13 protein-coding genes are annotated in these 14,045 nt (G+C 36.5%); 1 reads left to right on the top strand and 12 read right to left on the bottom strand.

Annotation, left to right across the window (positions count from 1 at the left end):
• Positions 1 to 8: 8 nt before the first annotated feature.
• From JFU18_RS16820 to fabZ, 10 genes are all read right to left on the bottom strand, one after another.
• Positions 9 to 1,208 (bottom strand): ABC transporter permease, encoded by a 1,200-nt coding sequence (locus JFU18_RS16820; protein ID WP_201034526.1) that lies wholly within the window; start codon positions 1,206 to 1,208, stop codon positions 9 to 11.
• Complete coding sequence (locus JFU18_RS16815) at positions 1,205 to 1,885, bottom strand: ABC transporter ATP-binding protein (protein ID WP_002144795.1); 681 nt, start codon at positions 1,883 to 1,885, stop codon at positions 1,205 to 1,207. Before JFU18_RS16815 ends, JFU18_RS16820 begins: the two co-directional genes overlap by 4 nt.
• Positions 1,882 to 3,066: an efflux RND transporter periplasmic adaptor subunit gene (locus JFU18_RS16810; protein WP_201034527.1), complete on the bottom strand. Its 1,185-nt coding sequence runs from the start codon at positions 3,064 to 3,066 to the stop codon at positions 1,882 to 1,884. The genes JFU18_RS16815 and JFU18_RS16810 overlap by 4 nt, the downstream gene beginning before the upstream one ends.
• Positions 3,067 to 3,315: 249 nt before the next feature.
• A complete protein-coding gene (gene pgtP / locus JFU18_RS16805) occupies positions 3,316 to 4,650 on the bottom strand; it encodes an MFS transporter (protein WP_201034528.1) in 1,335 nt (444 codons plus the stop codon).
• Positions 4,651 to 4,669: 19 nt separating this feature from the next.
• On the bottom strand, positions 4,670 to 5,704 hold the full coding sequence (locus tag JFU18_RS16800) for an ABC transporter substrate-binding protein (protein ID WP_201034529.1): 1,035 nt from the start codon (positions 5,702 to 5,704) through the stop codon (positions 4,670 to 4,672).
• Entirely contained in the window at positions 5,701 to 6,483 is a 783-nt protein-coding gene (locus JFU18_RS16795; protein ID WP_201034530.1) for a DUF3919 family protein, read from the bottom strand. Before JFU18_RS16795 ends, JFU18_RS16800 begins: the two co-directional genes overlap by 4 nt.
• 66 nt (positions 6,484 to 6,549) lie before the next feature.
• Complete coding sequence (locus JFU18_RS16790) at positions 6,550 to 7,980, bottom strand: HAMP domain-containing sensor histidine kinase (protein ID WP_201034627.1); 1,431 nt, start codon at positions 7,978 to 7,980, stop codon at positions 6,550 to 6,552.
• An 11-nt stretch (positions 7,981 to 7,991) separates the two neighbouring features.
• Complete coding sequence (locus JFU18_RS16785) at positions 7,992 to 8,663, bottom strand: response regulator transcription factor (protein ID WP_002166430.1); 672 nt, start codon at positions 8,661 to 8,663, stop codon at positions 7,992 to 7,994.
• 238 nt (positions 8,664 to 8,901) lie between these two features.
• Positions 8,902 to 9,810 (bottom strand): polyisoprenyl-teichoic acid--peptidoglycan teichoic acid transferase TagU, encoded by a 909-nt coding sequence (tagU, locus tag JFU18_RS16780; protein WP_201034531.1) that lies wholly within the window; start codon positions 9,808 to 9,810, stop codon positions 8,902 to 8,904.
• 170 nt (positions 9,811 to 9,980) lie between these two features.
• On the bottom strand, positions 9,981 to 10,415 hold the full coding sequence (gene fabZ / locus JFU18_RS16775) for a 3-hydroxyacyl-ACP dehydratase FabZ (RefSeq protein WP_000884318.1): 435 nt from the start codon (positions 10,413 to 10,415) through the stop codon (positions 9,981 to 9,983).
• A gap of 509 nt (positions 10,416 to 10,924) precedes the next feature.
• On the opposite strand from fabZ, the gene JFU18_RS16770 reads away from it, so the two are divergent.
• Positions 10,925 to 11,368, top strand: a complete 444-nt coding sequence (locus JFU18_RS16770; RefSeq protein WP_016093608.1) for an SRPBCC family protein — start codon at positions 10,925 to 10,927, stop codon at positions 11,366 to 11,368.
• A gap of 55 nt (positions 11,369 to 11,423) precedes the next feature.
• Here JFU18_RS16770 and galU read toward each other — a convergent pair whose 3' ends face one another.
• The gene (gene galU, locus JFU18_RS16765) at positions 11,424 to 12,305 is read right to left on the bottom strand and encodes a UTP--glucose-1-phosphate uridylyltransferase GalU (RefSeq protein ID WP_201034532.1); all 882 of its coding nucleotides are present in this window, start codon (positions 12,303 to 12,305) and stop codon (positions 11,424 to 11,426) included.
• A 59-nt stretch (positions 12,306 to 12,364) separates the two neighbouring features.
• The gene (tagH, locus tag JFU18_RS16760; RefSeq protein ID WP_201034533.1) at positions 12,365 to 14,041 is read right to left on the bottom strand and encodes a teichoic acids export ABC transporter ATP-binding subunit TagH; all 1,677 of its coding nucleotides are present in this window, start codon (positions 14,039 to 14,041) and stop codon (positions 12,365 to 12,367) included.
• Positions 14,042 to 14,045: the final 4 nt, after the last annotated feature.

The following is a 14,045-nucleotide window of genomic DNA, read 5'->3' as shown; positions in this document are numbered from 1 at the left end:
ACTACAACTTATTCATAACGAAGTGCTTCAATTGGATCTAATTTCGCAGCTTTGTTCGCTGGAATTAATCCGAAGATAATACCTAGTGTCATAGAGAACAATACGCCCCCAACGACAACTTCCCATGAAACGAGCGGTGGCCACTTCGCAAATGTGGAAACGATATATGCCCCGCCATACCCAAGACCAATTCCGATTAAACCACCTAGAAGCGTTAACATAACTGCTTCAATTAAAAACTGTAATAAAATTTTACTACGCGTCGCTCCAAGTGCTTTACGTACTCCAATTTCACGTGTACGCTCTGTTACAGATACGAGCATGATATTCATAACGCCAATACCACCAACGACTAATGAAATACCAGCGATACCACCGATGATCATTGTCATAATACCGGTCATCTTTGAAATACCTTCTTGAAGTTCTTTTAAATTCATAACTTCGTATTTACCAGTTGCATCAGTCGGTTTACGACTGTTTAAGACATCAGCAGCTTTTTTACCTGCTTTTTCTAAATTATCTACATTTTTCGCTTGAACAGAAATATTTTGAATTTCATCTTTTCCATACAGTGTCGGCCATAATGAAATCGGAACTAGTGCTTCTGATGGTCCCATTCCCATAAACTCGTTATCTGATTTGTAGACACCGATAATTTGCATCGGTTGCCCCTTCATTTCAATAATTTTACCGACTGGATTGGCATCCTTAAACACCTTATCTTCCATTTGTTTACTAATCATGACAACATTATTACCTTGATCCACATCTGATTCTTGTAAAGAACGTCCCTTTAACAACTTTACTTTATTTACTGAAAAATACTCACTGTCTAATCCAGTAATACTCACCATTTCTATGTTATCTTCAATATCAAGTGGTTCCATACTTGAATTTGTTGTTACAACATGTGCGATTTCTGGAATTTTTTTAATTTCAAAAATATCTTCTTCAGTTATCTTCGGTGCTTCTACCATCGCCATACCAAAAGGATCATTCATATCGGCACTATAATGAATCGGTACCGTTTGATTACCTGATCCAACAAATTGGGATTTCAGTGCAGCTTCCCCGCCCTGCCCAATCGCAACAACGGTAATAATAGAACCTACACCGATAATAATCCCAAGCATCGTCAGAGCAGAACGCAGTTTATGAGCTAGAATAGAAGATAAGGCGATTTTCATACTATCTAGTAAACTCATACCGCACACCTTCTATCTTCTGTAATTTTCCCATCTCTTAGTACGATGCGACGAGAAGAATAAGCTGCTACCTCTTCTTCATGCGTAACCATAACGATTGTCGTACCTTCTGCATTTAGCTTCGTGAAAATGTCCATAACTTGTGCACCAGACTTCGTATCAAGAGCACCTGTCGGCTCATCGGCCATAATGAACGTTGGATTATTTGCAATCGATCTCGCAATCGCTACACGTTGCTTCTGTCCACCTGATAACTCACTAGGTAAATGGTGTACTCTATCTGATAATCCAACTTTTCCAAGCGCTTCAAGAGCTCTCTGACGACGCTCTGCTTTCTTCACCCCGCCATAGATGAGCGGAAGTTCAACGTTTTCCACTGCGGAAAGACGCGGCAGTAAATTAAAGTGCTGGAATACAAAGCCGATATATTCATTACGAATTAAAGCTAGTTTTGACTCGTCTGCTGTTAAGATATTCACATCATTCAACATATATTCACCTTCTGTTGGACGATCTAAACAACCGATAATATTCATAAGCGTTGATTTACCTGAACCAGACGGTCCCATAATCGAAATGAACTCACCGCTTTGAATTGTTAAACTAATACCATGTAAAATTGGCACTGCCAATTTCCCTTGATAATATGTTTTAGAAATATTATTTAACGTAATCATTTCTCTTTCACTTCCATTCCGTCATACACGTTGTCGGAAGGATTTTTAACCACCTTTTGCCCCACTGTTACGCCTTCAACAATCTCTGTCCAATCTCCATCAGTAGAACCTTTTTTCACATTTTGTTTTTGAAGCTTTCCTTTTTCTTCGATATAAACAAATGCATCTTCGCCTTTTTCTACAATGCTCTTAGTTGGAACAGCAATCATTGTCTTATTCTCTAAATTTACTTGCAGCGAAACGTGATAACCTGGAGATAAACCATCTTGGCTATCAAGACTTGCTTTATATGTATATTGAGACATATTTTGAGTTCCTTCACCAGCAGCTTGAGCCATCTCCGCACTTGTTGGGAACTCACTTACTTCCGTAATCTTACCTGTCCACTTCTTCTTATTATTTGCTTTCGCAGTGACAGTGAACGTTTGATCTTTTTGAATTTGTGATTTTTGAAGCTCTGTTAAAGTCCCTTGAACTTGGAACGGATCTTTAGAAGCAACTTGTAAAAATGCTTTCCCTTGACCACCTAATGCTTGTGATGAACTTTGTGCTGCATCTTTATCTAACTTCTGTACAACACCAGTAAAATTACTATAAATCGTAAGTTCTTTCTGTTTTTTACTTAACTCTTCTTTTTGTAACTTCCCTTTTTCTTTCTCAAGGTCAGTTGTCTTTTGTGCCATTTCTAACTCACTTACTTGCTCTTCCATTGGGTCTGTCACTTCTTTCCCAGCCCCACTATCTTTTACCTTCTTAATTTCTTTCTTCAATGAATCAATCTTCTTTTTCCCTTGATCGTAACGCATATCAGCCATCTTCTGATCAAGATCAGCTTGCTTCATTTGAAGATTAATTTCTTCATTATCATAAGAGAATAATTTCGTTCCCTTTTCTACCTCTTGTCCTTCTTTCACCGCAATATCTTTCACTTTTCCTTTAGTCGGATCCGCATAAAAACTTTCAATATTCCCTGGCTTCACCTGACCAGAAATTAACTTCGTATTATTAAGCTTACGCTCTGTCACTTTCTCAAAACTTACAGCATCTGTATTAGCCGTACCTTTCTTCTTACCTTGCATAACAAAAATATTAACTGCTGCTACAATAACAATTAGTGCAATAACTCCGATAATAATCCATTTCTTCTTCTTGTTTGGAGTACGAACCGTATTTGGTAACATATTCTCTCTCCTTTTATATCTTAATAGTTTAATAGATATCCAATTGTATAAAACTTTCAGAAAATTATAACCCCACTTACATTGTTACACTCATTTTACAAAGTTTTACACAATCATTTATATTGTAACAAAAATACCAATGATTAGAAATATGACATTCTATCTTTTAAGATAGTTTTAAGGAAAGGTTTCCTTATATAAAAAAAAGCGATCCAAAATAATGATTGGATCGCTTTCCCGAATAAACTATTACGCCACTTTAGGACCTTTTCTCTCATGCCCACGTTGAACGATAAATAAGAATACTGTTGATAAAATACCGCCTGCTAATAGTAAGATGAAGCAGCCATCCCAGCCAGAACGGTCAACAATAATACCAATTGCTGCGTTTGCTACAAGACTTCCGCCTACATAACCGAACAGACCACACATACCAACTGTTGTACCTACTGCAAATTTCGGTACTAATTCCATCGCACTTAAACCGATTAAGAACTGTGGTACGTAAATTAAACATCCGATAATAGAAACTGCAATACTTACAACAAGTACGCTAGATGCTTGCCAATATACAACTGTACCAACAACAACTCCGGCCATACTCATAATACATAATGGCATACGTTTTCCTTTAAATAACTTATCACTTAAAAGACCAACGATTAATGAACTTGGAATTGCCATACCTTCAAAAATCGCGTATGCAGCATGTGCTTCATTTTTTGAAAAACCTTTAACTGTTGTTAAATACAGCGGAACCCAGTTAATAACACCGAAACGAATTAAATAAACAAATGCATTTGCAATACATAAATACCAAACGAACTTATTTGTCACTACATATTTCATCAAAATTTCTTTTGGTGACATCTTATTAGCATTATCTGCTTTTTCAAGATTTTCATAATCATTACGATACTCATCAATTGGAGGAAGACCTTCAGATTCTGGTGTATCCTTCGCATTAATCCAAACAAGAACTGAAATTACCATTGCGATAATCGCTGGGAAAATAAACACGCCGCCTTGCCAATGATTTTCACCAAAAATACCTACACCAATTCCGACAAGGGGCGGCACTAGCATTCCACCAACGTTATGTGAAATATTCCAAATACCTGTTTTCGTACCACGTTCTTTCTTCGAGAACCATTTCGTCATAACGATACTACAAGGTGGTGCTCCCATACCTTGTACAATACCATTTAAGACAAGTAATGTAACAATCATCCCAAATGAAGATGCAAAACCGAAGCAAATATTTACAAGCCCTGATAAGAATAATCCGACTGCGATAAAGCGCTGGGCGAAAGCTTTATCGGATAAATTCCCCATAAAGAACTTACTGAACCCATAAACAATTGCCATTACTGAACCTAGCAATCCAATTTCAGCTGTACTAAAACCATATTCTTGTACTAAATACGTACTTGATAACGTAAAGTTACTGCGCACTAAATAATAAGCAGCATACCCAACTGAAATTCCCATTAGCACACGAATACGCAGTAATGTATATACTTTAGCGATCATATCCGCTGGTAACCTCTCAATTGCAGGTGCTGGCTTAAGCCATTTAAACATATTCTTTCGTCTCCTTTTCTCACTGCTGAGAGAGACGCTGTCTATTCCATATCTCGATTATTCCGCTATTTGATATATTTTGGTTTGCCCTTCTAACCGGCTGTCCTTCTATTTCTTTCTCATTCTTCGCAAACATCGTTGGTACGCCAAACGAAACTTTTTCTAAAATATGCCCCGCTTCTTCCGATAAACAATAATCAATAAATAAATCCGCAATAATACCACTCGGCGCACGCTTTAGTTTCGAAATCGCATTAACGGACAACCCTGTTTGCTCAGGTTCGTTACTTAAAATAGGAAAGCCTTGTTTCTGAAGCATTCTCTGATCTCCCGCAAAATTGATGCCTATCATATATTCACCGCTCGCAACCAGTTCTGCGGGCATATAACCATTCACCGTTACTTCACCAACTTGCCTTGCAAGATTCTTAACATACTCTTTCGCTTCTCTTTCACCTAAAGTATCAATAAGTGATTGAAACAAAGTATATGCTGTGCCGGAAACATTTGGATCAGGCATTGCAATCTTACCCGTATATACCGGATCTAATAAATCTTGCCACCTTGATGGATATGGAAGACCGAGCGGCGCTATTTCTTCATTCCACCGCTCTTTATTAATCGCGATTGCCAGTTTCTCCACTTCATAACCGTACCAATAACCATCTTTATCTTTAACAGTCTTGGAAATACGATTCGCATGCTGGGTCGTAACAGGAATAGAAAGGTTCTTTTGCTTCATCATTTGATGCGCATCTACTGTACCGCCAATAATAATATCCGCCTTCGGATTTCCAGCTTCCGCTTCTACTCTCCGAAGAAGTTCTTCTGTCGATAGGCGAATAAATTCATATGTACACCCGCGTTGTTTACAAAATGACGAAAGCAAAGCTTCACCAACTTCCTCGCGGGCCGCTACATACGCAACGAGATGACGATCATCCAAAATAGGGAGACCACTTTTATTATATTTAATAGAGGTTGTATCTCGAGAGCAACTAGACATCGCTCCTCCGATTACTAGCAAAAAGAAGAAAAAGGCTATCTTTCTCATGACACACTCTCCTTTACAAGGAATTCTGCTAGGGAGCCCTTCATATACATGACATTCCCGTTATTATCACCGAGATATTGCACAACAAAGTACGATGGATACACAGAAATAGTTAGAATATCCTCCCGCTCATTCTTTACACGCTTGCCTGTTTTATAGGCAGTAATATAAGCAATCGGCTCATTCTGTGATTGTAATAATTTCTGAATTTCTCCGTAATCTGTAATTTGCTTTGCGTATCGAATAGAATCAAATATTTGCGTAAGATCTATAGTACGTATTACATCCCCTTGCCTCACTACAACTTCCTTTGCCTCCGCAAAGAAATTACTAATGCGCTCTGGTGTATAATACAGACTTAACAAATACGTTTGAAATGCTGAGATCATCGGATCCGTGCCCTTCTTTCCGTATACATTAGCCTCGTACTGGAACAAGTCACCTACTGCAAAAGTACGTTTATGTCCATTCAAGTACGTTACTTCTCCAGTAAATACTTGTTCTTGATTCCTCGCTTCTCTCGGCTCTATTCGAATTCGGTCAAAGAATGAAACAATCGTATGCAAACGAACTTCATCCGTTACAACAATTTCTCCCCACTTCTCATGCCTTACTTTCACTTCAATAGGAAGGGATTCATTCACTCTTTGTAAAACGGCTTGTTTGTCATCCACAATTGTAATTCGATTATATATTTGCTTCTCAATAACATAAAACAAAATAAGCGAAACGATCATACAAAAGACAAACATAAGAATTTGAAATGATAGCCTTTTCATTTCTGCCTACCTCCAAGATAAAAAAACGTTGTTTCGAAAATACCGCATAATTGTTTCATAAATGTATCATTTAACCGCTTTCAAGTTTTTTATGTCTTCCATCCGTCTCGGAAGTAAAAATGTAATGCATATTGTAGTTCCCATTTCTTCACTACTCTCAATTCGCATACTTCCGCCTTGCTTCTTCATAATCTCCTGACAAATGTATAAGCCATAGCCATTCCCGTAACTTGAAGGAAGCACCTTACCTTCCGGAGACTCATTCCATTCTGCAAGCACACCTTCATCCATACCAATACCATCATCATGAACAAAAACTTTCGCTTCCTGCTCATTTATAATTACATTCATACGAACTTGCGTAGCATCACTATATTTAATCGCATTATCAAGCACATTCAAGAAAATTTGCTTCGTCTTATCAAAATCCGCAACGACGTGTACTTCTGTTAACTCATTCATAACTTCAATTTCAAACTGCTGCAACCTGAGTTTCACAATCGAAACCGCTTCTTCTGCCAATTCTTTAATATTCACGACTGTAGGTGACACTTCAAACGTACTCTTCCCGTACTTTGAAGACTTAAGTAATTCCTCTACAAGTGATAATAGACGCTCACTTTCTACAGACACATAACGGAGGCTCTCCTGCACATCTTCCTTCGATTGTAACTTCGGAATTAAATCTACATAACCGATAATCGCTGTTAGCGGTGTTTTCAGCTCATGCGTAATGCGGTCCAAGAAATCTTTCTGTTTGTCTTTCTCTTCCTTCAGCTGCTTAATATGCAGCTCAATCCCATCAGCCATCGCATTAAAGGACGCTGAAAGCTGCGCAATTTCCACATACTCATTCAGCTCAATCTTACTTTCATAATCTCCATTCGCAAGCCGATATGCCATTTGCCTTAACTGATCAATTGGTTTATGAAGAGACTTCGCCAAACGAATCGCAAAGAAAATACCAGCAGCTACTAAACAAAGCGACGTCATTAAAAACGTCCAACTTACATTTGTTAAAACTTCCTTCTCATCCGTTAACTCATTTATAAAACGAATACTTCCAATGACATCGTTTCCATAATAAACCGGACTTGAAAACAAAAGAATTGGAGCTGGATCTCCCTCCTCGAAAACATAAGATTTCTTTCCCTTCAAAGAACTCTCAATATCGATATTCCGATGAAGTAACGCTCCTTTTTGTGTATCTGCAACAACATCTCCATTCTTCCCAATCATCTGCACCCGGACATCCATTCGCTTCGCTAAATACGAAGCAATTAAAAGCGAATTAGGACCTAACGTCTCTACTTCTGCTTCCTTCTCTAAATAATTCATCGTATAAATTTGCGCTTCCACACTTAACTTTTCTAAGGAATCTGCCGCATTATGATACACATTCTTCTCCAGTGCAATATAAACAACCGCATACAAAAGAACAAGAATTGGAATCAACAACCCAACTATTCCAAACACCATATTTCGTTTTAAAGACATATCATCACCTTTTAGCAATCAAGCTTATACCCCACACCATAAATTGTCTTAATATACTCCCCGCTCGCGCCGAGTTTCTTCCGAAGCCTTTGCACCATAATATCAACCGCTCTCGTATTTCCGATATACTCAAACCCCCATACCTTCTCTAATAGCTCATCCCTCATAAACACACGCTGCGGATTCGAAACAAACAACTGACATAAATTAAACTCTCGGTACGTTAACTGAATCTCCTGCCCACTCACATGAAGCTTTCGTTCCTTTGGACAAATAAGTAAATCACCAGCCCCAATCACCTCATGATTTAAAGGAACCTCCTTCTTCTTTACGCGCCGTGCCATATTCTTCACCCGAAGAATAAGCTCCGCATAATTAAAAGGCTTCGTCACATAATCATCAGCTCCAAGCTGAAGACCAAGTAACTTATCATTCATCTGACTCTTCGCTGTCAGCATAAGCACCGGAATATCACGCTCCTTCTCCCGAAATAAACGTAACAACTCATACCCATCCGTATCAGGAAGCATCACATCTAAAATAAGTACATCCGGCTGCTCATTCCATCTCTCTAAAGCTTCTCTCCCATCAGCCGCCGTCAACACTTCATACCCTTCCATCTCTAACTGCATCCGAATCAAATTACGAATACTCGATTCATCATCTACTACAAGTATTTTCATCATTCTCCTCCTTCCATCCTGTATTATAGTACAGTTTAGTATAGCAAAAATAAGACAAAAAAAGAGAGGGTATTGTCGAACATATTTTGTCGACGATACCCTCTCTCATTTATTAAACTTATTTCTCATATCCATTAGGTTTTTTCTGATGCCAATTCCACGCATGCTCGATATAAAAACGTTCTGCTACTAAATATCCCACACTATCTTTACAAATAGTGTGGGATATTCAAAATTACTATTTCAATTCAAGATGCGCTTTTAATTTATTCGTTAAATCTTGTTTTGCTGCATCTGGAACATAGTAGTACCAAATACCATCAGCGGCTTTGTGGCCGTCGCCTGGGATTTGGATATCTTCACTGTTCTGCAGACAATTTTTATAATTCTTTTGCATATCAAACATTTGATCTTGTGTTAAGTTTGTCTTCACATTCTTTTGAATCGCTGTAAGTACATCTCCATAACTTGCTAAAGAAGAGAAACTTGCGCCTTTCTTAATAACAGCTTGCATTACTTGGCGTTGACGCATTTGACGGCCGAAATCGCCTCTTGGGTCTTCTTTACGCATGCGTGTGAATGCTAGTGCTTGGTCACCTGTTAAGTGAATATTCCCTTTAGCGAAATGATGCTTATCCTGCGTAAATTCTAAATCATTATTTACATCTACCCCGCCGACTGCATCAACGATATCTTTAAATCCTTCCATGTTCACTTCAATATAATAATTAATAGGAACATTCAAGAATTTTTCTACTGTCGCTACAGACATATCTACTCCGCCAAATGCATAGGCATGGTTGATTTTATCACTTTTTCCTTTTCCAACAATCTCTGTATAAGTATCACGAGGAATACTTACCGTCTTCATAGAATTATTTTTAGGATTTAACGTAATAACCATTAAAGAATCTGAACGACCTTTATCATCACCGCGTTCATCTGCTCCTAATAGCAAAATTGAAACCGGTTCAGCGTTACTAATTTTTTCGCCAACCTTATTGTTGTTTTGATCACGCTTTAAAGGTTTATGAACTTCCTCTAATGTCTTAGATACAGAAGAATATACATTATAAGCATAAACTCCTCCGCCTATAATTAGTACTCCAATAATACCGAGTACCCAAAATAAAATTTTCTTTTTCATTATTTAAACCTTCCTTCTTAAACCTATCGTCAACCTAACTTACAATACATATAAACCCTATTATACAGAGCACAAAACAATTTAATAAAACTAAATTATATATTAATCCACAAAAAATAGACAAATAACAATTGTATATCGTTATTTGTCTACCATATATCTTAATATATTTATTCTTTCTTGTCACCAAGCGCAAACGTAATTTCCGTCTCACACGCGATTTCACCGTCTACAGTTGCAATTGCTTTCCCTTTTCCAATTGCTCCACGTACGCGCGTCATTTCAACTTCTAAACGAAGCTGATCACCTGGACGTACTTGTCTTTTAAAACGACAATTATCGATACCAGCAAAAAATGCCAAACGGCCACGATTTTCTTCTTTTTTTAACATTGCCACAGCACCAACTTGCGCTAAAGCTTCTACAATTAAAACGCCTGGCATTACAGGATAGTCCGGAAAATGTCCATTGAAAAATTCTTCATTGGCTGTAACATTCTTTATTCCAATAGCACGCTTTCCTTCTTCTACTTCTAACACTTTATCGACAAGTAGAAATGGGTAGCGGTGAGGAATAATTTCTTTAATTTGTTGAATATCTAGCATACACTTCTCTCCTTAAACAAAATTGGTCATACCACCAGAAGTTATACTATCATTATCCCATTTCAGCCCTTATTTGTCATTATAAAAAAACATCTTCAAAATTCTGCCTCCAAATAAAAAAATGTACACACTCTTTTCAATATATATTATTACTGACACGGAGGTTGAAAAGAGTGTATACCCAAGTTAGGGAAAGGCAAATTATATCAAATATATTAAGCCTTAATGTCGTATTCATGATTTATTATATACGACAAAAATCAGAAATAAAAACCTAATTTTCGACCTTTTTCGTATTAATTCCCCAATTTTACTTAGGATTTCTCTATTTTCCTTACATTCTCTTAAATGTGATATTTAGAAATATGAATTTTAATAAAAAATTTTTAAATAAAAATGAAAATATCTTGTAATAGAAATATCATCTTTATATTATGATAAAATGAATACAATATTTTGACCTAATTATTCAACTTCAAATACCTTTATTTTTAGAAAGGAACTGACAAATGGCAAAAGGTATACATACTATAGAATTAAAAGCTTCCCCAGATCAAATTTGGAGCTTTGTTAGTAATATAAACAATTGGGCTCCACTAGTTACAGGCTATGTTAAACATAAGATTATTGATGATAAACATTCAACTTGGCGTTTGCACGGCGATTTGGGATTTATTAAACGAGACGTTAGTCTAAACGTCGAAATTAATGAATGGCAAATGCCAGATAAAATCGGCTTTACAATGACTTCGCCAACCAAGAAGTTGATTGGCAGCGGCTTTTTTCATGCTGAATCAACCTCTCCCTCTACTACAAAGATAACAAGTCAGTTGGAAATACAAACAACTGGTAAAGGGGCCTTTATTTTTAACGGAGCAATAAAACCATTTGTTCCTAAAATGACAAAGCAATTATCTAAAAAAATAGCAGATGAATTAATTAAACAATTATAAAAAACATCCCTGGAATTTATTTACGAATAAATCCCAGGGATGTTTCATATGAAAATTAATTATGAACCATTTCTTTTTTTAATAAATTCTCCATATAACCTAATAATTCATTCTTTAACTCATCATGTTGTAAAGCCATTTCAATCGTTGTCTGAATAAATCCAAGCTTCTCTCCAACGTCATAGCGCTTCCCTTCGAAATCATAAGCAAACACTCTTTGAATCTCATTTAAACGCTGAATAGCATCCGTCAACTGAATCTCGCCACCTGCTCCTGTTTGTTGGTCTTCTAGGAACATGAAGATCTCAGGTGTTAATACATAGCGTCCCATAATTGCTAAATTGGATGGTGCTGTTCCTTTAGCTGGCTTTTCTACAAACTTACTTACTTGATAACTACGACCCTTTTGTACTAGCGGGTCAATAATACCATAGCGATGTGTTTCCGTTTCCGGAACCGTTTGAACACCAATTACTGATGATTGTGCTACCTCATATTGATCCATTAATTGACGTAAACATGGCGTTTCAGCTTGCACAATATCATCCCCAAGTAATACAGCAAATGGCTCATTGCCAATAAATTTGCGTGCACACCATACAGCATGTCCTAAACCTTGAGGCTCTTTCTGACGAATATAGTGGATGCTAATTTTTGAAGACTCCTGCACCTTCTCAAGAATTTCATACTTTCCCTTTTCTAATAAGTTTTGTTCTAACTCAAAAGAATGATCAAAATGATCTTCGATAGCGCGCTTTCCTTTTCCAGTTACAATAATAATATCCTCAATTCCAGATTCAATTGCTTCTTCTACAATGTACTGAATTGTTGGTTTATCAACGATTGGTAACATTTCCTTTGGCATTGCTTTAGTTGCTGGTAGAAAACGAGTTCCTAATCCAGCTGCTGGGATAATAGCCTTTTTTACTGTTTTCAATGGTAATCCTCCTAAAATTTTTAAAATACTACGTACTAATTTAGTAATAACAATACACTCTAATACTTTGAAACATCCAAAATTGATATCGTATTAATTGTCGAACCCACTGAAGAGAAGTTAAAGTCAAATTTATTTGATCGATAAATAAACAATGAATCATCATCAGCCTTCAGTTGTGCTTCACCTAATTTTTCAGATAAATCTCCTTTTGATATTTTCATATTTTTAATATTGATCTTCTGAGCAATTAATTGATTGTTATATACTATATCAATATCTTTATATTGAACTAATGTTCCAACTGCTAATTGTTGTTCATTTTGTGCATTACCTAATACACTACTTATTTCTTCTTTAGTTTTTCCTATAAAACTAAGATACTGTTCTAAATTTGGAGTGTTTCCATCTAATTGCTTTAATTTCCCCAAAAATTCTTCATACGCTGTTGTTTGATTATATGGGATTGACTTAACTATTGATTCACTAATCCATCCCTCTTCACCGTTATCCAAGGTCAGTTTTAACCAATTAATATCTGATTCCATCTCTTTTTGTTGTCCCTTTACAATAAACGGTGTCCCAAATAATATCGTACCAACTACTTGTCCATCTAAAGTCGGTGTACTTCTAACACGACCTTTTGCCGAATTTACATATCGAACATCTAAAGTGGCAAGTGGGTTCTCCTCTTTCTTAACATGTTCCGCCTTACTTGCTGGTTCTTTTTGCTGTTCTTTTGCCTGTAAGGAATGTAAAATATTATCCTTTTGCCAGTAGGCTATCCCACCAAGCATCATAAATAACATAAAACCGATAAAAGAACTTAAGAACTTTCGCCCCTTTTGCTTTTTTGTATGATGTGAGCTTTGTTTTCTTAATAACGATACATAATCTACAACCTGAGCATTGTCCGCTCTTTTCGTATCTTCATTTTCTATTAGATTTTTACCCGCCTGCTTCTCCATTGATTCCTTTTTAAACTTCTGCTGCTCTTCTTTACTCATTGCCTTATACTCTTTTAAGAAGTTTTCATATTTCGGCATAATTTCTTGAATTGGACCATAGTCTTTAATTTCTCCATATTCTAACCATAAAACCTTTGTACAAAACTTTTTCACTTGCCCTAAAGAGTGACTTACAAAGAAGATAGTTTTTCCTTGCTCTTTAAACTCATTCATACGTTGCAAACATTTATCCGCAAATGTTTGATCACCTACTGAAAGTGCTTCATCGATTACAAGGACGTCTGGATTAATACTTACAGAAATAGCAAAACCTAAACGGGATTTCATTCCGCTTGAGTATTTCTTGACCGGCATATCAATAAATTTTCCAATATCGGCAAATTCAATAATTTCCGGTTTCAAATTCTCAATTTTTTCTTTACTTAATCCCATCATCAAGCATTTTAATTCAATATTCTCCCTACCAGAAAGTTGATTGTTCAGCCCAGCTGCAATAGCAATAAGTGCAACTTTTCCTTGAATATCAATTTTTCCTTTTGTAGGTGGTGTAATTCCAGCGATTAAATTAGACATCGTCGATTTTCCTGATCCGTTTACCCCGACAATACCAATTACATCACCTTTTTGAGCTACAAATTCTAAATTTCTTAATGCATAAAAATCTTCACCAAATCCTCCAGGATATATAATATCCTTTAATTTCTCTGAATTTTTACTATGCATTTTGTATTTTTTTGTTACATTATGAAACCTGACTGATTCATTCATTTTT

This window comes from Bacillus sp. TH22, from assembly GCF_016651015.1.
GTDB lineage: Bacteria > Bacillota > Bacilli > Bacillales > Bacillaceae_G > Bacillus_A > Bacillus_A mycoides.
The sequence above is the reverse complement of the archived record's forward strand: the minus strand, read 5'-3'. Positions and strand labels throughout refer to the sequence as shown.

What these genes read in the sequence shown, in the direction of transcription:
- JFU18_RS16820 (WP_201034526.1), bottom strand. Translation starts at nt 1,208, where the DNA reads ATGAGTTTACTAGATAGTATGAAAATCGCCTTATCTTCTATTCTAGCT.
- JFU18_RS16815 (WP_002144795.1), bottom strand. Translation starts at nt 1,885, where the DNA reads ATGATTACGTTAAATAATATTTCTAAAACATATTATCAAGGGAAATTG.
- JFU18_RS16810 (WP_201034527.1), bottom strand. Translation starts at nt 3,066, where the DNA reads ATGTTACCAAATACGGTTCGTACTCCAAACAAGAAGAAGAAATGGATT.
- pgtP (WP_201034528.1), bottom strand. Translation starts at nt 4,650, where the DNA reads ATGTTTAAATGGCTTAAGCCAGCACCTGCAATTGAGAGGTTACCAGCG.
- JFU18_RS16800 (WP_201034529.1), bottom strand. Translation starts at nt 5,704, where the DNA reads ATGAGAAAGATAGCCTTTTTCTTCTTTTTGCTAGTAATCGGAGGAGCG.
- JFU18_RS16795 (WP_201034530.1), bottom strand. Translation starts at nt 6,483, where the DNA reads ATGAAAAGGCTATCATTTCAAATTCTTATGTTTGTCTTTTGTATGATC.
- JFU18_RS16790 (WP_201034627.1), bottom strand. Translation starts at nt 7,980, where the DNA reads ATGTCTTTAAAACGAAATATGGTGTTTGGAATAGTTGGGTTGTTGATT.
- JFU18_RS16785 (WP_002166430.1), bottom strand. Translation starts at nt 8,663, where the DNA reads ATGAAAATACTTGTAGTAGATGATGAATCGAGTATTCGTAATTTGATT.
- tagU (WP_201034531.1), bottom strand. Translation starts at nt 9,810, where the DNA reads ATGAAAAAGAAAATTTTATTTTGGGTACTCGGTATTATTGGAGTACTA.
- fabZ (WP_000884318.1), bottom strand. Translation starts at nt 10,415, where the DNA reads ATGCTAGATATTCAACAAATTAAAGAAATTATTCCTCACCGCTACCCA.
- JFU18_RS16770 (WP_016093608.1), top strand. Translation starts at nt 10,925, where the DNA reads ATGGCAAAAGGTATACATACTATAGAATTAAAAGCTTCCCCAGATCAA.
- tagH (WP_201034533.1), bottom strand. Translation starts at nt 14,041, where the DNA reads ATGAATGAATCAGTCAGGTTTCATAATGTAACAAAAAAATACAAAATG.